The 18,712-nt window shown below is 74.7% G+C and carries 16 protein-coding genes; 10 read left to right on the top strand and 6 right to left on the bottom strand.

The annotated features are described in order from the left end of the window. Window positions 1-13: 13 nt before the first annotated feature. A complete protein-coding gene (locus ACWGKI_RS08595) occupies window positions 14-799 on the top strand; it encodes a DeoR/GlpR family DNA-binding transcription regulator (protein WP_380242961.1) in 786 nt (261 codons plus the stop codon). A gap of 28 nt (window positions 800-827) precedes the next feature. On the opposite strand, the gene ACWGKI_RS08590 is transcribed toward ACWGKI_RS08595, so the two are convergent. The 4 genes from ACWGKI_RS08590 to ACWGKI_RS08575 all read right to left on the bottom strand — a co-directional run bounded on the left by ACWGKI_RS08590 (window position 828) and on the right by ACWGKI_RS08575 (window position 4,608). Then, window positions 828-1,670 carry a class II fructose-bisphosphate aldolase gene (locus ACWGKI_RS08590; protein ID WP_380242964.1) on the bottom strand — a complete coding sequence of 281 codons (843 nt, stop codon included), beginning with the start codon at window positions 1,668-1,670 and terminating at the stop codon, window positions 828-830. Window positions 1,671-1,754: 84 nt separating this feature from the next. Then, window positions 1,755-2,768 carry a 1-phosphofructokinase family hexose kinase gene (locus ACWGKI_RS08585; protein ID WP_452186246.1) on the bottom strand — a complete coding sequence of 338 codons (1,014 nt, stop codon included), beginning with the start codon at window positions 2,766-2,768 and terminating at the stop codon, window positions 1,755-1,757. Next, on the bottom strand, window positions 2,765-3,715 hold the full coding sequence (locus ACWGKI_RS08580; protein ID WP_452186244.1) for an ROK family protein: 951 nt from the start codon (window positions 3,713-3,715) through the stop codon (window positions 2,765-2,767). The genes ACWGKI_RS08585 and ACWGKI_RS08580 overlap by 4 nt, the downstream gene beginning before the upstream one ends. Continuing rightward, window positions 3,712-4,608, bottom strand: coding sequence for an SIS domain-containing protein (locus tag ACWGKI_RS08575; RefSeq protein ID WP_452186242.1), 897 nt, complete (start codon window positions 4,606-4,608; stop codon window positions 3,712-3,714). The genes ACWGKI_RS08580 and ACWGKI_RS08575 overlap by 4 nt, the downstream gene beginning before the upstream one ends. 228 nt (window positions 4,609-4,836) lie before the next feature. Between ACWGKI_RS08575 and ispG the strand changes: the two genes are divergently transcribed. The 4 genes from ispG (at window position 4,837) to ACWGKI_RS08555 (ending at window position 9,401) form a co-directional block, all read left to right on the top strand. Continuing rightward, window positions 4,837-5,979, top strand: a complete 1,143-nt coding sequence (ispG, locus tag ACWGKI_RS08570) for a flavodoxin-dependent (E)-4-hydroxy-3-methylbut-2-enyl-diphosphate synthase (RefSeq protein WP_380242996.1) — start codon at window positions 4,837-4,839, stop codon at window positions 5,977-5,979. A gap of 54 nt (window positions 5,980-6,033) precedes the next feature. Beyond that, window positions 6,034-6,963 carry a GNAT family N-acetyltransferase gene (locus ACWGKI_RS08565; protein ID WP_380242973.1) on the top strand — a complete coding sequence of 310 codons (930 nt, stop codon included), beginning with the start codon at window positions 6,034-6,036 and terminating at the stop codon, window positions 6,961-6,963. Between the two features lie 161 nt (window positions 6,964-7,124). Continuing rightward, entirely contained in the window at window positions 7,125-8,210 is a 1,086-nt protein-coding gene (gene tdh, locus ACWGKI_RS08560; RefSeq protein ID WP_452186240.1) for an L-threonine 3-dehydrogenase, read from the top strand. Beyond that, the gene (locus ACWGKI_RS08555; protein ID WP_452186238.1) at window positions 8,211-9,401 is read left to right on the top strand and encodes a glycine C-acetyltransferase; all 1,191 of its coding nucleotides are present in this window, start codon (window positions 8,211-8,213) and stop codon (window positions 9,399-9,401) included. A 57-nt stretch (window positions 9,402-9,458) separates the two neighbouring features. Here ACWGKI_RS08555 and ACWGKI_RS08550 read toward each other — a convergent pair whose 3' ends face one another. Continuing rightward, entirely contained in the window at window positions 9,459-10,349 is an 891-nt protein-coding gene (locus ACWGKI_RS08550; protein WP_452186236.1) for a DNA-formamidopyrimidine glycosylase family protein, read from the bottom strand. A 68-nt stretch (window positions 10,350-10,417) separates the two neighbouring features. Here ACWGKI_RS08550 and ACWGKI_RS08545 point away from each other — a divergent pair, with 68 nt between their 5' ends. Beyond that, window positions 10,418-12,223 carry a proline--tRNA ligase gene (locus ACWGKI_RS08545; RefSeq protein ID WP_380242982.1) on the top strand — a complete coding sequence of 602 codons (1,806 nt, stop codon included), beginning with the start codon at window positions 10,418-10,420 and terminating at the stop codon, window positions 12,221-12,223. A 37-nt stretch (window positions 12,224-12,260) separates the two neighbouring features. Here ACWGKI_RS08545 and ACWGKI_RS08540 read toward each other — a convergent pair whose 3' ends face one another. Further along, on the bottom strand, window positions 12,261-13,379 hold the full coding sequence (locus ACWGKI_RS08540) for a DUF4439 domain-containing protein (RefSeq protein ID WP_380242984.1): 1,119 nt from the start codon (window positions 13,377-13,379) through the stop codon (window positions 12,261-12,263). Window positions 13,380-13,569: 190 nt separating this feature from the next. On the opposite strand from ACWGKI_RS08540, the gene ACWGKI_RS08535 reads away from it, so the two are divergent. The 4 genes from ACWGKI_RS08535 (at window position 13,570) to infB (ending at window position 18,654) form a co-directional block, all read left to right on the top strand. Then, entirely contained in the window at window positions 13,570-14,160 is a 591-nt protein-coding gene (locus ACWGKI_RS08535) for a ribosome maturation factor RimP (RefSeq protein WP_452186234.1), read from the top strand. Between the two features lie 2 nt (window positions 14,161-14,162). Then, entirely contained in the window at window positions 14,163-15,230 is a 1,068-nt protein-coding gene (gene nusA / locus ACWGKI_RS08530) for a transcription termination factor NusA (protein ID WP_380242988.1), read from the top strand. Window positions 15,231-15,245: 15 nt separating this feature from the next. Then, the gene (locus ACWGKI_RS08525; RefSeq protein WP_452186232.1) at window positions 15,246-15,590 is read left to right on the top strand and encodes a YlxR family protein; all 345 of its coding nucleotides are present in this window, start codon (window positions 15,246-15,248) and stop codon (window positions 15,588-15,590) included. Window positions 15,591-15,774: 184 nt separating this feature from the next. Further along, window positions 15,775-18,654, top strand: coding sequence for a translation initiation factor IF-2 (gene infB / locus ACWGKI_RS08520; protein WP_452186230.1), 2,880 nt, complete (start codon window positions 15,775-15,777; stop codon window positions 18,652-18,654). The last annotated feature ends 58 nt before the right edge of the window (window positions 18,655-18,712 follow it).

The following is an 18,712-nucleotide window of genomic DNA, read 5'->3' as shown; positions in this document are numbered from 1 at the left end:
AGGACGGGGACCGATGACACGGCACAGCCGCCACACGCGCATCCTGGAGCTCGCCGCCCAGCGGGGCGAGGTCACCGTGGAGGAGCTCGTCACCGAGCTCGACGCGTCGCCCGCGACCGTCCGGCGCGACCTCGTCGAGCTGGCCAGCCAGCAGCTCGTCACCCGCACGCGGGGCGGGGCACGCACCACGGCCGTCGCCTACGACCTCCCGCTGCGCTACAAGACCGCGCGGCGGGCCGACGAGAAGCACCGGATCGCGGCGCACGCCGTGTCCCTGCTGCAGCCGGGTGACGTCGTGGGGCTCAACGGCGGCACGACCACCACGATGGTCGCGGAGGGCATCGCCACCGACCCCGACCTGCAGGGGCTGCGGGACGGCGAGCGTCTGACCGTCGTGACGAACGCGGTGAACATCGCGCACGACCTCACGGTGCGCTCGCACGTGCGGATCATCGTGACCGGTGGCACCGCGCGCACCCGCTCCTACGAGCTCGTCGGCCCGCTCGCCGTGCACACGCTCACCCAGGTGACGATCGACGTGGCGTTCCTCGGGGTGGACGCGCTCGACGCCGAGCACGGGGGGATGGCGTTCCACGAGGGAGAGGCGGAGATCAGCCGTCTGATGGGCCGGGCGGCGCGCCGCACGGTCGTCGTCGCCGACTCGACGAAGCTCGGTGAGCGCGCGCTGGCGCCGTTCGTCGACCCGGGGTCCATCGGCCTCGTCGTCACGACCACGGAGGCGGACCCGGGGCGCGTGGCCGAGCTGCGGGACGTGGGCATCGAGGTGGCCGTCGTCTGACCCGCGCCGGGAGTGCCCGGGCGGCCCGTCAGGCCGGTGCGCCGCCGAACAGGCGCAGCAGGCGAGCCACCTCGTCGGCCACGGCGTCCCGGGCCGGGCCGACGTACTTGCGCGGGTCGACCAGGCGGGGGTCCGCGTCCAGGCGGTCGCGCACCGCGCGCGTGAACACCCCGTTGAGGTGCGTGGACACGTTGATCTTCGTCATGCCGGCGCGCACGGCGCGCACCAGCTCGTCGTCGGGCACCCCCGAGGACCCGTGCAGGACGAGGGGGACGTCCACGGCCTGGCGCAGGCGGGCGACCCGGTCGAGGTCGAGGGCGGCGGTGCGGTCGGTCATCGCGTGCGACGACCCGACGGCGACCGCGAGCGCGTCCACCCGGGTCGCGGCCACGAACGCCGCCGCCTCGTCCGGGTCCGTCCGCACGCCGGGGGCGTGCACGCCGTCCTTGCCGCCGACCTCCCCGAGCTCGGCCTCGACGACCACGCCGGCCGCGTGCGCGGCCTGCACCACCTCGGCGGTCGAGGCCACGTTGTCGTCGTAGGCGAGCGCCGAGCCGTCGTACATCACCGACGTGAACCCGAGGTCGATCGCCTCGGCCACCAGCGCGCGGTCGTCCGCATGGTCGAGGTGCACGGCCACGGGCGCGGCCGAGGCGCGGGCCAGGGCGAGGCACGCCGCGCCGACCGGGGCGAGCGACCCGTGGTACCTGACCGCGTTCTGGCTGACCTGCAGCACGACGCCCGTGCCGACGCGCTCCGCGGCGGCGACGAACGCCTCCGCGTGCTCGAGCTGGACGACGTTGAACGCGCCGACGCCCCGGGCGGCGGCGCGGGCGGGGGCGAGGAGCACGTCGGTGGTGACGAGGGGCACGAGGGTCTCGATTCTGCGGGTGGACGGAGGGGGACGGGGCGGGCGGGGACCGGGTGGGTCCCGGCACGCTGCGGGTGGGACGTGTCAGGTCAGCACGACACGCGTGCGGAGCGCCGCCACGTCGGCGGGGTCGACGTCGCCCGCGACGGGGCGCAGCACCGCGGCCGCGGACGCGGCGACGGCGAGGGCGAGCAGGTCCGGGCCGAGTCCGGCCGGGCCGTCCTGAGGGTGGTGCCGAGGACCTTCCTGCGGGCTGTGCTGAGGGCCGCGCTCAGGGCCGCTCGCAGGGCCCTGCTCGGCGAGACCCACGGCGAGGGCTGCGGCCGCGGCGTCGCCGGCCCCTGTGGGGTTGCCGGCCAGTGGCGGACCGGACAGCCGGGCACGGGCGACCACCCGGGGGCCGCCGGCGCCAGGCGTGTACGCCGTCATCCCGGCGGCGCCGTCGGTCACCACGACGTCGCCGGCACCGAGCCGCTGCAGCGCGGCCACGGCGTCGGCGGGGTCGGAGAGGCCGGTCGCGTCGGCGAGCTCGGCGCGGTTCGGCTTGAGCAGGTGGGCCCCGGCCTGCGCGGCCCAGCGCAGCGCGGGACCGGACGTGTCGACCATCACGAGAGCGCCGGTGCCGCGCGCCGCGCCGAGCAGGTCCGCGAACCGGTCCTGCGTCGTGCCCGGGGGCAGGGAGCCGGAGACCGTGACGACGTCGCCGGGCGCGGCGGCGCGGGCCACGGCGTCGACGAGCGCCGACCACTCCGCGCCGGACGGCGCAGCACCGGGCTCGTTGAGGACCGTGGGGTGGGCGCCGTCGGCCGACACGACCGTGACGCTCTGCCGGGTAGGCCCGGTGACGGGCACGAGCAGGGCGTCCTGGCCCGCGGCCTCCAGGTCGTCCCGGAACGCGGCGCCGAGCGGGCCGCCCGCCGTGGTCACGACGAGGGAGGGACGGCCGAGGGTGCGCGCGACGCGTGCGACGTTCACGCCCTTGCCCCCCGCGCGCCCCGTGGCCGTCCGCACCCGCAGGGACTCGCCCGGCAGCAGCTGGTCGACACCGTAGGTCACGTCCCAGGCGGGGTTCGGGGTGACGGCGACGACGCGGGTCACGGGCGCCCCTGCGGCACGGCGTCCCAGGCGAGCAGCTCCGCACCTCGGACGCCGGCGTCGGCGCCGAGCAGCGCGGGTACCACCCGGGGGACCGGGTGGTACGTGAGGTGGCGGGCCACCGCGGCGCGCAAGGGGTCGAAGAGGTCGTCCCCGGCGCGGACGATCCCGCCGCCGACGACGACGAGCGGGAGCGCCAGCACGCGGACGAGGTCGGCGACGAGGCCGCCGAGGCGCTCCACGCCGTGGTCCCAGACCTGGCGTGCGACGTCGTCGCCCGACTGCGCGCGGCGCAGCACCTCGGCCGACCCGCGGACGTCGGCCGCCGCGGCACCGGTGCGCTCGCGGTAGTGGCGCGCGATCCCCGCGGCCGAGGCGTCGGTCTCGGGGCAGCCGCGCCCGCCGCAGGGGCACGGCGCACCGCCCTGCGTCCCGCCGTGGCCGACCTCGCCCGCGTACCCGCCTCCGACGTAGGGCTCGCCGCGCAGCACGAGGGCGGCGGCGATCCCCGTGCCGACAGACAGGTACGCGTGGTCCGCCGCGCCGCGCGCGGCGCCGTACCGCCACTCGGCGAGCGCCCCGGCGCGCACGTCGTGCCCGAAGCCGACGGGCAGCCCGGTCGCCTCCGCGACGAGGTCGCGCACCGGGAGGTCGGTCCACCCGAGGTTCTCCGCCTGGACCACGAGGCCGCGCTCGTCGTCCACGGCACCCGGGACGGCCAGCCCGACCGCCGCGACCTCGCCCCCGACGGGTGCGACGGCGCGCAGGTCGGCGACCACGTCGAGGACGGAGCGGACCGCCGCGTCGGGTCCGCCGTCCGCGCGCGTGGGGACGGTGCGCCGCTCGAGCACCCCGTCCCGGCTCGCGAGCACCGCCTTGACGTCGGTCCCGCCGACGTCGAGCGCGACGACGAGCGAGCCCGGGTCCGGGCCCGCGGGTGCGCCGGTCATGAGGCCGCGGGGTCCAGGACGACCGAGCGGGTGAGGTTGCGCGGGGCGTCGGGGTCGAGCCCCTGGTGCTCGGCGTTCGCGACGGCGAGGCGCTGCAGGCGCACGAGGGCGACCTGCGGGTCCTCGTCCAGGCGGACGGCGAGCGCGCCGGTGCGCGCGACGTCGTCGGCGAGGCCGGGCACGTCCTCGCCGAGCAGGAAGACGACGCTGGTCTCGTCGGCGACCGAGATCGGCCCGTGCCGGTAGTCCATCGCGGGGTACGACTCGGCCCAGGCGAGCGACGCCTCCCGCATCTTGAGGGCGGCCTCGTTCGCGACGCCGACGGCCGGGCCGCGGCCGAGGAAGACGTACTGGCGGCGCCCGACCCACTCGGCCGGCAGCGGCTCCGCCACGGCGGGCTCGGCCGCGTCGGCCAGGGCCTCGAGGTCGTCGCCGAGCCCGGCGCGCAGCAGGCCGAGGGCGGAGGTGGCGAAGCGGGTCTGCACGACCGACGTCTCGTCCGCGAAGTCCAGGACGACGGCGCGGTCGGCCTCCGTGACGGCGGGGGACGCCGGGTCGCCCACGATCGCGAGCGTGGGCTGCGTGCCGCGCACGCGGCCGAGCAGCTCGCGGATCTCCGTCGTGGTGCCCGAGCGGGTGACCGCGACGACCAGGTCGTAGCGGCGCCCGTACGGGAACTCGCTGCCGGCGAACGCGTCGGTCTCCCCGAGGCCGAGCTCTTCGCGTCGAGCGGCATAGGCCTGGGCGACGAACCACGAGGTGCCGCACCCGACGACGGCGACGCGGGCCCCGGCGGCGGGGAGCAGGTCGGCGTGCTCGCGGGCGACGGCCGCCGTGCGCCGCCACGTGTCCGGCTGGCTGGCGATCTCGGCGGTGACGTGGAATCCGGTCATGTCCTTGGCCTCCTGGCGTTTGCGTGAACGTGATCAAGTCTGCCATGAAACGAGCACTAATGGTCGCACTCGGCAGGGTCTCAGCCGCCCCCGCCGGCGATCCGGCGCACCGGGTCGGATGTCCGCGGTGCGCAGCGGATGCGGCGATCTGGTGCGCGTCCGGTCCCCGGGTGCGGTACCCGCGCCCGGACGCGCGATACTGGCACCGTGACTGCAGTGAACCTCGGCATGCCGACCCCGCCCGCTCCCACGCTGGCCCCCCGGCGCAAGTCCCGCAAGATCCAGGTGGGCAAGGTAGCCGTCGGCGGGGACGCGCCGATCAGCATCCAGTCCATGACGACCACCCCGACCACGGACATCAACGCGACGCTGCAGCAGATCGCCGAGCTCACCGCCGCGGGCTGCGACATCGTGCGCGTCGCCGTCCCGACCTCCGACGACGCCGACGCGCTGCCCGCCATCGCGAAGAAGTCGCAGATCCCCGTCATCGCCGACATCCACTTCCAGCCCAAGTACGTGTTCGCCGCGATCGACGCGGGCTGCGCCGCGGTGCGGGTGAACCCGGGCAACATCCGCCGGTTCGACGACCAGGTCAAGGAGATCGCCCGCGCGGCCTCCGACGCCGGTGTGTCGCTGCGGATCGGCGTCAACGCCGGGTCGCTCGACAAGCGGCTGCTGGAGAAGTACGGCAAGCCCACCGCCGAGGCCCTGGTGGAGTCGGCCGTGTGGGAGGCGTCCCTCTTCGAGGAGCACGACTTCCACGACTTCAAGATCTCCGTGAAGCACAACGACCCGGTCGTCATGGTGCGGGCCTACCAGCTCCTCGCGCAGCGCGGCGACTGGCCGCTGCACCTCGGCGTCACCGAGGCCGGCCCGGCGTTCCAGGGCACGATCAAGTCGGCCACCGCGTTCGGCGCCCTGCTGAGCCAGGGCATCGGCGACACGATCCGCGTGTCGCTGTCGGCGCCGCCGGTCGAGGAGGTCAAGGTCGGCACGCAGATCCTGCAGGCGCTCAACCTGCGCCCGCGCAAGCTCGAGATCGTCTCGTGCCCGTCGTGCGGCCGCGCGCAGGTGGACGTCTACACGCTCGCCGAGAAGGTCACGGCCGGCCTCGAGGGCATGACGGTCCCGCTGCGCGTCGCGGTCATGGGCTGCGTCGTGAACGGCCCGGGGGAGGCGCGCGAGGCCGACCTCGGTGTCGCGTCCGGCAACGGCAAGGGCCAGATCTTCGTCAAGGGCGAGGTCATCAAGACCGTGCCGGAGGCGATGATCGTCGAGACGCTCATCGAGGAGGCGATGCGCATCGCGGAGTCGATGCCCGCCCCCGAGAACGACGCCCAGGCCGGCGCCCCCGTGGTCTCGGTCGGCTGACGGCGCCGCGGCAGGCACGATGAGGACGGGGCCCGCGGCGGCGAAGGGGGCGTGATGGGCGGCTGGCGACCGGTGGTGCGCCCGCGCGGCGAGCCTGCGCGGGGGCTCGACGCGCGCCGCCCGCGCGCCCGCCTGCTCGGCCAGCAGGACCTCGCGGAGGCCCGCGCGCTGTGTGCGCAGGACCCGGTGACCTCCGTGCTCGCGGCGTCGCGCCTGGAGGCCGCCGCCGACGTCGGCCTCGCGGCCGCCGGCGGGCAGGTCTGGGGCTTCCCCGCCGTCGGCCCGCTCGTCGCGGTCTGCTGGTCGGGCGCCAACCTCGTGCCCGTCCTGGCCCCCGGCCTGTCCGGGTCCGACGCCGACGACGCGGTGGCAGCGTTCGCCGCCCTCGCTCGCGCGCAGGGGCGCCGGTCGTCGTCCGTCGTGGGGGAGCGGACCGCCGCCCTCGCGCTCTGGGAGCTGCTCGCCCCGTTCTGGCCCCCGGCGCGCGAGGTGCGCGCCGACCAGCCGTCCCTCGCCATCGCGCGCGACCCCGACGTCGAGCCCGACCCGGCCGTGCGGCGGTCGACCCTGGCCGAGGTCGACGTGGTGCTGCCGGCGTGCGTGCGCATGTTCGCCGAGGAGGTCGGGTACGTGCCCGCCGCGTCCCCCGGCAGCGCCTACGCCCTGCGCGTGCGGTCGCTGGTCGCGGAGGGCAGGTCGTTCGTGCGGGTGGACGCGGCCGACCCCGTCGGCGTCGTGGCCTTCAAGGCCGAGCTCGGTGCCGTGGCGGGCGGCGTGGCCCAGGTCCAGGGCGTGTGGGTGGACCCCGCACGCCGGGGCGAGGGGCTGGCGGCGCCCGGCATGGCGGCGGTCGTGGTCGCGACGCGGCGCGAGGTCGCCCCCGTCGTGTCCCTGTACGTGAACGCCTTCAACGCCCCGGCGCTCGCCACGTACCGCCGCGTCGGCTTCGAGCAGGTCGGCACCTTCACGACCGTCCTCTTCTAGCCACGTCCTGGGCGCGCCGCGCGGCAAGCCTCGTCCCTGAATGCTCGTTCCTGATCGGAAGATTGTGGTTTGAGTCATCTTCGGTCTAGGGTCGGCGGCGTTCCTGCCGATGCGTGAGAGGGTGCAGCCGTGACGACGACGTTGGCGACGGAGGTCGCAGGGTGAAGGCGCTCTACAAGCCGGGTCCGGGACCCGGGCTCGAGCTCGTGGACCGGCCGGAGCCGGAGGCGGGGATCGGCGACGTGAAGATCCGCGTGCTGCGCACCGGCATCTGCGGCACGGACCTGCACATCGAGCGCTGGGACGACTGGGCGGCCTCGACGATCACCGCGCCGCTGGTGCCCGGGCACGAGTTCGTCGGCGAGGTCGTGGAGGTCGGCGAGCTCGTGCACGACGTGGCCGTCGGCGACATCGTGTCGGGCGAGGGCCACATCGTGTGCGGCACGTGCCGCAACTGCCGCGCCGGGCGCCGGCAGATGTGCATCCGGACCCAGGGCCTGGGCCTGCACCGCGACGGCGCGTTCGCCGAGTTCGTGGTGCTGCCCGCGACCAACGTGTGGGTGCACCACGCGGGCGTCGACCTGGACGTCGCCGCCGTCTTCGACCCGCTCGGCAACGCCGTGCACACGGCCCTCGCGTTCCCGGTGATCGGGGAGGACGTCCTCGTCTCCGGCTGCGGCCCGATCGGCCTCATGGCGATCGCCGTCGCCCGGCACGCCGGCGCGCACCTCGTGGTCGGCACCGACGTGAGCCCGGCGCGGCTCGAGATGGCGCGCGCGATGGGTGCGGACGCCGCCCTGGACGTGCGCACCGCGCGCGTCGCCGACGCCCAGCGGGAGCTGGGGCTGCGCGAGGGGTTCGACGTCGGCTTCGAGATGAGCGGCGCCCCGAGCGCGCTGCCCGAGATGATCGCGAACATGAACCACGGCGGTCGCATCGCGATGCTCGGCCTCCCGTCGGGCCCGATCGCCGTGGACTGGGGCACCGTGGTGACGCACATGCTCACCCTCAAGGGCATCTACGGCCGCGAGATGTTCGAGACGTGGCAGGCGATGGACGCGATGCTGCGCACGAGCGAGACGCTGCGCACGGCGATCGCGTCCGTCGTCACCGACCGGCTCCCCGCGAGCCGGTGGCGCGAAGGCTTCGAGGCTGCGGCCTCGGCGCACGGCGGCAAGGTCGTGCTCGACTGGACGGACTGGACGGACGGGGCGCCCCTCGGGGCGGCCACGGGAGCGGAGGCGTAGATGTACGGGGCGTTCCGGGAGCACCTGGCGGGCGAGCTCGAGGAGATCGAGCGGGCGGGCCTGACGAAGCACGAGCGCGGGATCGCGGGGCCGCAGGGCGCCCGCATCCGCGCCGACGGCGCGGACCTGCTCAACTTCTGCGCCAACAACTACCTCGGCCTGGCAGACGACCCGCGCATCCTCGCGGCCGCGCGCGACGCCCTGGACACCTGGGGCTACGGCCTCGCCAGCGTGCGGTTCATCTGCGGCACGCAGGACCAGCACCGGGAGCTGGAGCAGCGGCTCGCGGGCTTCCTGGAGACGGACGACGCCATCCTGTTCTCGTCGTGCTTCGACGCGAACGGCGGCGTGTTCGAGACGCTCTTCGGCGCCGAGGACGCCATCGTGTCCGACGCGCTCAACCACGCCTCGCTCATCGACGGCATCCGGCTGTCGAAGGCGGCCCGCTTCCGCTACCGCAACCGCGACATGGCGGACCTCGAGGACCAGCTGCGCGCGGCACGCGACGGCGGCGCGCGGCACGTCGTGATCGTCACCGACGGCGTCTTCTCCATGGACGGCTACCTCGCGCCCCTGCAGGAGATCTGCGACCTGGCCGACCGGTACTCGGCGCTCGTGCTCGTCGACGACTCCCATGCGGTCGGGTTCATGGGCGACCACGGGCGCGGGACGCCCGAGCTGTGCGGTGTCGCCGACCGGGTCGACATCCTCACGGGGACGTTCGGCAAGGCCCTGGGCGGGGCCTCCGGCGGCTACGTCGCGGCGCACCAGGAGATCGTGGACCTCCTGCGGCAGCGCGCGCGGCCCTACCTGTTCTCCAACACGCTCGCGCCGATGATCGTGGCGGGCACCGCCACGGCGCTCGACCTCGTCGAGGGGTCCGCCGACCTGCGCGCGCGCCTCGGCGAGAACGCGGAGCTGTTCCGGCGGCTCATGACGGAGGCGGGCTTCGACCTCCTGCCCGGCGAGCACCCGATCGTGCCCGTGATGTTCGGCGACGCCGTCCTTGCGGCGCGGATGGCCGAGGCCATGGGGGAGCGCGGGGTGTACGTGACCGCGTTCAGCTTCCCGGTGGTGCCCCGCGGAGAGGCGCGCATCCGGGTGCAGCTGTCCGCCGCGCACACGCCCGAGCAGGTCCGCACCTGCGTCGGCGCCTTCGTGGCGTCGCGGGAGGCGGTCGCCGCCGGCTGAGGCGGTCGCCGTCGGCCGAGGCGGTCGCCGGAGCTGCCGCGGTCGGTCCCGGCGGTGCTACTTCAGCAGCTTCGACATCCGCCGGTCGGCCAGCACCTGCCCGCCGGTCTGGCACGTGGCGCAGTACTGCAGCGACCGGTCGGCGAAGCTGACCTCGCGGACGACGTCGCCGCACACGGGGCAGGCCTCGCCGGTGCGGCCGTGCACGCGCATGCCCGCCCGCTTGGCGTCCTTGAGCTCCTTCGCGGGCTTGCCGGACGACGCGGCGACGGCGTCGCGCACGGTCGTCACGACGGCCTCGTGCAGCGCCGCGACCTCCGCCGCGGTGAAGGACCGCGTGAGCTTGAACGGGGACGTGCGCGCCACGTGCAGGATCTCGTCGGAGTAGGCGTTGCCGATGCCGGCGATGGCCCGCTGGTCGCGCAGCAGGCCCTTGACCTGCTGGTTCTTGTCCTGCATCAGCGCGGCGAGCGCGTCCACGGTGAACTCCGGCGACAACGGGTCGACGCCGAGCGTCGCGACCTGCTCCACCTCCTGCGGGTCGCGCACCACGTACACCGCCAGCCGCTTGCGGGTGCCGGCCTCGGTGAGGTCGAAGCCGGCGCCGTCGTCCAGGCGCACCCGCAGCGCCAGCGCCGGACCGCGCGACGAGCCCCCCATCCTCGGCCGCACGGGGGTGGTGGGCGCCTGGTCCGACCACCGCACCCAGCCGCCGCGCGAGAGGTGGAACAGCAGGTGGACCGCGCCGTCGTCCCCCTCGGCCGTGAGGTCGACCCACTTGCCGTGCCGGGCGACGCCGGCGACCTCCCGCCCGACGAGGGCGGTGACGGGCGGGTCGAACGTCTTCAGCGCGGCGATGGCCGCGACGTCGGCCGCGGCGATACGGCGGCCGGACGTGCGCTCGTCGAGGAACGTCGCCAACGCCTGCACCTCGGGAAGCTCGGGCATGCGGCCATGCTGCCAGCCCGGTCCGACGGCGACCAGGGGAGGGCCTCGGCGCCGCTAGGCTTGCCCCCATGTCGATCGTGTCCGCCCGCAGGCCCCAGGGCGACCTGCTCCGCCTGTCCCAGCTCTTCGTCCGCACGCTGCGCGAGGACCCGGCCGACGCCGAGGTCGCGAGCCACCGGCTGCTCGTGCGCGCCGGCTACATCCGCCGCGCCGCGCCCGGCATCTACACGTGGCTGCCCCTCGGCCTGCGGGTCCTGGCGAAGGTCGAGGCCGTCGTGCGCGAGGAGATGGACGCGATCGGCGCGCAGGAGGTGCACTTCCCGGCGCTGCTGCCGCGGGAGCCCTACGAGGCCACCGGCCGCTGGACCGAGTACGGGCCCAACATCTTCCGGCTGAAGGACCGCAAGGAGAGCGACTATCTCCTCGCGCCCACGCACGAGGAGATGTTCACCCTCCTGGTCAAGGACCTGTACTCCTCGTACAAGGACCTGCCCCTGGCGCTGTACCAGATCCAGAACAAGTACCGCGACGAGGCGCGCCCCCGCGCGGGCCTCATCCGCGGCCGCGAGTTCATCATGAAGGACTCGTACTCGTTCGACGTCGACGACGCCGGGCTGGACGCCAGCTACGCGAAGCACCGCGCCGCCTACCAGCGGATCTTCGACCGCTTCGGCTTCGAGTACGTCATCGTCTCGGCCCACGCCGGGGCGATGGGCGGCTCGAAGTCGGAGGAGTTCCTCGCCAAGTCGGCGATCGGCGAGGACACGTACGTCGAGTGCCGCGCCTGCGGCTACGCCGCGAACGTCGAGGCGGCGAAGGCCCCCGTGCCGGACCCGGTCCCCTACGAGGGCACGGCCGCGGCGCACGCCGAGGACACCCCCGGCACGCCGACGATCGACTCGCTCGTCGACCACCTCAACGAGCGGTTCCCCCGCGACGACCGGCCCTGGCAGGCGGGGGACACCCTCAAGAACGTGCTGTTCCGCCTGGACCACCCGGACGGCACCTCCGAGGCCGTCGCGATCGGCGTCCCCGGCGACCGGGAGGTCGACGTCAAGCGCATGGAGGCCGCCTTCTACCCGGCGGAGTTCACGCCCTTCGGCGAGGCCGACTTCGCCGCGCACCCGGAGCTGGTCAAGGGGTACATCGGTCCCGGCGCGCTGGGCGAGGAGGGGACGTCGAAGATCCGCTACCTGCTCGACCCCCGCGTGGTCGAGGGCACGCGCTGGGTGACCGGCGCCAACGAGCCCGGCAAGCACGTGGTCGACCTCGTGGCGGGGCGGGACTTCACGGCGGACGGCACGATCGAGGTGGCCGAGGTGCGTCCGGGCGACCCCTGCCCGAACGGCGACGGGACCCTCGAGACGGCACGCGGCATCGAGATGGGCCACGTGTTCCAGCTGGGCCGCAAGTTCGCCGAGGCGCTCGACCTCAAGGTGCTGGACGAGAACGGCAAGGCCGTCACCGTGACGATGGGTTCGTACGGCGTGGGCGTGACCCGCGCGGTCGCCGCGATCGCCGAGGGCAACCACGACGACAAGGGCCTCGCCTGGCCGATCCAGGTCGCCCCGGCCCATGTCCACCTCGTGGCCACGGGCAAGGGCGCCGAGGTGTTCGACGCCGCCGAGAAGCTCGCCACGGAGCTCGCCGACGCAGGTGTGGAGGTCGTCTACGACGACCGTCCCAAGGTCTCGCCCGGCGTGAAGTTCGCCGACGCGGAGCTGTTCGGCGTGCCGCTGATCGTCGTGGTCGGCCGTGGTCTGGCCGACGGCGTGGTGGAGGTCCGGCCCCGCGCCGGCACCTCGGAGCAGGTGCCCGTGGCCGATGCCGCACGGGTCGTGACGGACAAGGTCGCCGCGCTGCTGGCCCGCTGAGTCCTTCGGGCTCGGCCCGCGGCGCCGTTCCCGGGCGTCAGTCCCCGGCCTGCTCCGGCAGGCCGGGGAAGGGCACGGGGTCGGCGCCCCAGTCGTCGAGCGTGACGGCGGAGTCGACCAGCAGGTCGACGAGCACGCCCCGGGTACCCGCCGTCGTCGTCCCGACGAGCGTCGCGTAGTCCGTGGCGAGGTCGTTCTCGAGGTCGAGCACCAGGCCCTTGTCGCCGAGCTCGGCGACCCGGGGCACGGCGTACGCGGCTCGGCGAGGGTCCTGGCCCGTGGCCTGGGTCCCCGCGACGGCGGCCCAGCCGTCCGCCCGGTCGCCGTGCTGCACGACGCGCGCCAGGAGGCGCTCCCGCCTGTCGCCGGAGCCGATCGCGGCGCGCAGCTGCAGCGCGTAGCGTGCCGCGTCCTCGGAGACCACGAGGGTGCTCAGGTCGTGCGCCGTCAGGCCTTCCGGCACCACGCCGTCGCGCTCCTCGCCCTCCCGCTCCGCCGTCGCGGCACCGTCGTCCGACCCGCTGGGCGAGGGAGAGGCGTCCTCCGCGGCGCGACCCGCCCCGGTGGGGGCGGGGACCCGGGGCACGGTCACGTCGGGGCCCTTCGCGTCGGTGAGCGCCGCGAGCCGCTCGGCCGAGACCGTCTGCGCGGCCCCCACGGACGCGACCAGGCGCGCGAGCGGGCCGTCGGTCGTGGTGCCGGCGGCGGTGCGCGAGCGCGCGGCGGCGTCCTCCAGGGCCTTGACGACGTCGGCGGGGGCGACCTCGTCCGCCTCGGAGGACTGCGTGCCGGTGGGCTCGTCCGTCGCCAGCCCGGAGTCGTACTCGCCGCCCAGCGCCTCCGCCTGCACGCGGGAGTCCGCGGCGATGCGGGTCAGCTCGCCGACGAGGCGCTCCCGGTCGGCCGGGACCTCCACGAGCGCCGCCTCGGCACCGTCCGCCACCAGGAGGGCGTCGGAGACGGCCGTGCGCCGCACCACCTCGAGGGCGTCGGGGACCGGCTCCGCCGCCGGCGGCGCCTCGAGACGGACGCCGCAGCCGGCCAGCAGCCCGACGGCGAGGACCGCGCCGGCGGCGGCCGTCCGGGGGCGGCGCCGGGCCGTGACCGTGCCCGCGGCGGGGGCGGTGGTCCGGGCGGGGGCGGGCTGCGGTTCCATCGTGGCCGATGATGCCACGCGCGCGGGGTCGCCGGTGTGACGTTCCTCCGTGCGGCCGGGCACGCCGTGCGGCGCGAACGGGGCCCGTCGTTCGTTACGCTGGACGCTGCACACAACGACACACCGGCCGCGGGACGTCCCGGCGCGGGAGCACACGGCAGTTCAACGACGTGACCCACGGGAGGCAGCGATGGCAGCGCAGCACGGCCGCACGACGGCGGCCGGGTCGAAGGCCGAGGCGGTGCGGCGGGTCGTGGCCCCCGCGGTCGAGGCGGCGGACCTGTACCTGGAGGACGTCGTCGTGACGCAGGCCGGCGCGAAGTCGGTCGTGCGCGTCACGGTGGACCTCTCCGAGGACGCGCTGGGCAGCCTCGACTCCGACACCCTGGGCGAGGTGGCACGCGCGATCTCCGCGGCCCTGGACGCCGACGACGTGGTCCCGGGTGCCTACACGCTGGAGACCTCCACCCCCGGCACGTCGCGGCCCCTGACCGAGCTGCGCCACTTCAAGCGCGCCCGCGGCCGCCTGGTCGCGCTCCGGCTGCACGACGGCACGACGGCCGAGGGGCGCCTGGTCGAGGTCGAGGACGCTGCGGGCGACGACCGCGGGCCCGCGCTGGTCCTGGACGACGGCACGCGCCTCGCCGTCGCCGACGTGCGCAAGGGAAAGATCGAGGTCGAGCTCAAGCGCCTCGACGAGGCGCCGGACGAGACGGACACGGGCGCGGACGACGACGCGCAGGACGACACCACGGGCGACGCCCGTCACGAGAAGGGCTGACGATGGACATCGACATGAGCACGCTCCGGCTGCTGGAGCGGGAGCGGGACATCAGTCTCGACGTCCTCGTGGCCGCGATCGAGCAGGCGCTGCTGTCGGCCTACCACCGCACGCCGGACGCATACCAGCACGCCCGCGTCGAGGTGGACCGCAAGTCCGGCCACGTGACGGTGTGGGCGCGGGAGGAGATCCGGACGCCCGACCCCGAGGACCCGGACGCGCGTCCGACGATCGAGCTCGGCCCCGAGTTCGACCACACGCCGGCCGACTTCGGCCGCATCGCCACGGCCACCGCCCGCCAGGTCATCGTGCAGCGTCTGCGGGACGCCGAGGACGACCAGGTGCTGGGCATGTTCCGCGGCAAGGAGGGCGAGGTCCTCGCGGGCGTCATCCAGCAGGGCCGCGACCCCCGCGTCGTGCTCGTCGACGTCGGCGGCACGGAGGCCGTGCTGCCGCCCCACGAGCAGGTGCCGACGGAGGAGTACGTGCACGGCGAGCGGCTGCGCGCGTACGTCGTCGAGGTGTCCCGCGGGATGAAGGGCGCGCAGGTCGTCCTGAGCCGGACCCACCCCGGCCTGGTCCGCAAGCTCTTCGAGCTCGAGGTGCCGGAGATCGCGGACGGCGCGGTCGAGATCACGGCGATCGCCCGGGAGGCGGGGCACCGCTCCAAGGTGTCGGTGCGGTCCAAGGTGGCGGGCCTCAACGCCAAGGGGGCCTGCATCGGCCCGATGGGCGCCCGCGTGCGCGCCGTCATGGCGGAGCTGCACGGCGAGAAGATCGACATCGTCGACCACAGCGACGACCCCGCCCGCTTCGTGGCCAACGCGCTCTCGCCGGCTCGTGTGACCTCCGTCACCGTCGTCGACGCCGACGCGAAGGCCGCGCGTGCCGTGGTCCCCGACTACCAGCTCTCCCTGGCGATCGGCAAGGAGGGCCAGAACGCCCGTCTCGCCGCGAAGCTCACGGGCTGGCGGATCGACATCCGGTCCGACGAGGCCGCCCCCGCGGAGGGCACGGCGGCCGGTGACGACGCAGGTGGCGCCGCGGTGTCCCGCGGGGCCGAGGGCTGAGGCCGGTCACGACAGGTGGGCCGTCGCGCTAGACTGTCGGGGACCGGGTCACGCGCCCAGCCCTCGGCCTCCCCACGTACCCCTCCGGAGATCTCCGGTCCGGTACGGACGTGCGTCGGGTGCCGGGAGCGTGACCAGCGGTCCGCTCTCCTGCGGTTGGTGCTCGAGCGGTCGGGTCACGAGGAACACCTCGTGGCCGACGAGCGAGGGTCCCTGCCGGGGCGTGGCGCCTGGATCCATCCGACGCCCGCCTGCCTGGCGCTCGCCGAGCGTCGTCGGGCCGTGCCGCGCGCGTTGCGTGTCACGGGTCCGCTCGACCTCTCGGGCGTCCGGGATCATCTGGAGCAGCGGGAACGTTGAGTCCTCCGGCCCGTGCCGTCTCAGGCGGCCGGGCTGTCGCGACCGAGCTTGCTCGGCCGCATCCATCGAAGTCGACAAGGAAGCGGGTCAGAAGCCGATGGGCACCCGATGAGTTCCGTGCGATGAGTACTCAGTACTAACGACGGTCCTCCCTGTCTCGCAGGAGGGCCGAGACAGGAGAGTTGTGGCGAAGATCCGCGTACACGAGCTGGCCAAGCAGCTCGGGGTGGAGAGCAAGACCCTGCTCGCCGACCTGAAGTCGGCGGGCGAGTTCGTCCGGTCGGCGTCCTCGACGCTCGAGGCACCGGTCGAGCGAGCCATGCGCAGCAAGTACCAGGACGCGGCCCCCGCGTCCTCGGGGGCCAAGGCTGCCGAGCCGAAGGCGGCGGCGCCGCGCGCCGAGCAGAAGTCCGCCCCGGCGAAGCCGGCCCCCAAGCCTGCCCCGAAGGCGACCCCCGCGCCCGCAGCCGAGGCGCCTGCCGCCCCGGTCGCGGACGCGACGCCGGCCGCGACCGCCGAGCCCGCCCCGGAGAAGCCGTCCGGCGCGCGCCCCGGCGCACCGACCCCCGGTCCGCGCCCCGCGGCGCCGAAGCCGGCGCCCGCCGCGCGCGAGCAGCGTGACGGCCGAGACGGCCGCGACGGCCGCGACAGCCGCGACGGCAAGGGTGGCCGTTCGCCGCGCCCCGGCAACAACCCGTTCGCCTCGAGCCAGGGCATGCCCCGCCAGGGGCAGCGCCCCGGTGGCGGTGCCCCGCGCCCGGGCAACAACCCGTTCGCGTCGAGCCAGGGCATGCCGCGCCCCGGCCAGCGCCCGGACCGCGGCGAGGCCGCGCCCGAGCGCTCGGGCGAGCGTCCTGGCGGTCCCCGTCCGGGCGGTCCCCGCCCCGGCGGCCCGCGTCCGGCGGCGCCCCGCCCCGGCGGCGGCGCGCGTCCGAACCCGGGCATGATGCCGGGCCGTACCTCCATGCCGCGTCCGGGCGAGCGCCCGGCGCCCTCGGGCGGCGGTCGTGGCGGCGGTCGTGGTGGCGGCCCCGGCGGCAACGCCGGTGGTGGCGGCGGTTTCCGTCCGGGTGGTGGCGGCGGTTTCGCCGGCCGTCCCGGCGGTCGCGGCGGTGCCGGTCGTGGCTCCACGCAGGGTGCGTTCGGTCGCGCCGGCGGGCGCCCCGTGCGCGGGCGGAAGTCGAAGCGCGCGAAGCGCCAGGAGTTCGAGCAGATGCAGGCGCCGTCGCTCGGCGGCGTGCAGGTCCCTCGCGGCAACGGCTCGACCGTCGTCCGCCTGCGGCACGGCTCGTCCCTGAACGACTTCGCCGACAAGATCGACGCCAACCCCGCCAGCCTGGTCACGGTGCTGTTCCACCTCGGTGAGATGGCGACCGCGACGCAGTCGCTGGACGAGGACACGTTCGGCACCCTGGCGTCCGAGCTCGGCTACGTCATCGAGATGGTGTCGGCCGAGGAGGAGGACCGCGAGCTGCTCGGGTCCTTCGACATCGACCTGGAGGCCGAGGAGGCCGACGAGTCGGACGAGGACCTCATGGCGCGTCCGCCCGTCGTCACCGTCATGGGTCACGTCGACCACGGCAAGACGCGTCTTCTCGACGCGATCCGCCAGACCGACGTCGTCTCGGGCGAGGCCGGCGGCATCACCCAGCACATCGGCGCCTACCAGGTGCGTCGTGAGCACGAGGGCATCGACCGCCCGATCACCTTCATCGACACCCCGGGTCACGAGGCGTTCACCGCCATGCGTGCCCGTGGTGCCCAGGTGACGGACATCGCGATCCTCGTGGTCGCCGCCGACGACGGCGTCATGCCGCAGACGGTGGAGGCGCTCAACCACGCCCAGGCGGCGAACGTGCCGATCGTGGTCGCGGTGAACAAGGTGGACAAGGAGGGGGCCAACCCCGACAAGATCCGCCAGCAGCTCACCGAGTACAACCTGGTGGCCGAGGAGTACGGCGGCGACACGATGTTCGTCGACGTCTCCGCCAAGCAGAACCAGGGCATCGACCAGCTCCTCGAGGCCGTCCTGCTCACCGCGGACGCCTCGCTGGACCTCCGGGCGAACCCGGACAAGGACGCCCGAGGCGTGGCCATCGAGGCCAACCTCGACAAGGGCCGCGGCGCCGTCGCGACCGTCCTCGTCCAGTCGGGCACCCTGCAGGTCGGTGACGCGATCGTCGCGGGCACGGCCCACGGCCGCGTGCGCGCCATGTTCGACGAGCACGGCAACGCCGTGACCGAGGCAGGCCCGGCACGTCCGGTGCTCGTGCTCGGCCTCGCGTCCGTGCCGAGCGCCGGCGACACCTTCCTGGTGGCGCCGGACGAGCGCACCGCGCGTCAGATCGCCGAGAAGCGCGAGGCCGCCGAGCGTGCGGCCCTCCTCGCCAAGCGCCGCAAGCGCATCAGCCTGGAGGACTTCACCAAGGCGCTCGAGCAGGGCAAGGTCGAGACCCTCAACCTGGTCCTCAAGGGCGACGTCTCCGGTGCCGTCGAGGCGCTGGAGGACGCGCTGCTCAAGATCGACGTCGGCGACGAGGTCGAGCTGCGCGTCATCCACCGCGGTGTCGGTGCGATCACGCAGAACGACGTCAACCTGGCCACGGTCGACAACGCGATCATCATCGGCTTCAACGTGAAGTTCGGTGAGCGTGTCGAGGACCTCGCGGACCGCGAGGGCGTCGAGGTCAAGTTCTACTCGGTCATCTACCAGGCGATCGAGGACGTCGAGGCAGCGCTCAAGGGCATGCTCAAGCCGGAGTACGAGGAGGCCCAGCTGGGCACCGCGGAGATCCGCCAGGTCTTCCGTTCCTCGAAGTTCGGCAACATCGCGGGCTCGATCATCCGGTCGGGCACCATCCGCCGCAACACCAAGGCGCGCGTCCTGCGTGGCGGCAAGATCGTCGGGGACGACCTCACGATCGAGTCGCTGCGTCGCGAGAAGGACGACGTCACCGAGGTCCGCGAGGGCTTCGAGTGCGGTATCGGCCTCGGGTCGTTCAACGACATCACCGAGGGTGACATCATCGAGACCTTCGAGATGCGCGAGAAGCCGCGCGCCTGATCGTCGCGCCGCAAGGTACAGCCCGACGGCGCCTCGCCCCACCCAGCCTCGACACGAG

The organism is Isoptericola sp. NPDC055881 (assembly GCF_053615895.1).
Note: the sequence above shows the minus strand (reverse complement) of the source record. Positions and strands in the feature narration are given on the sequence as shown.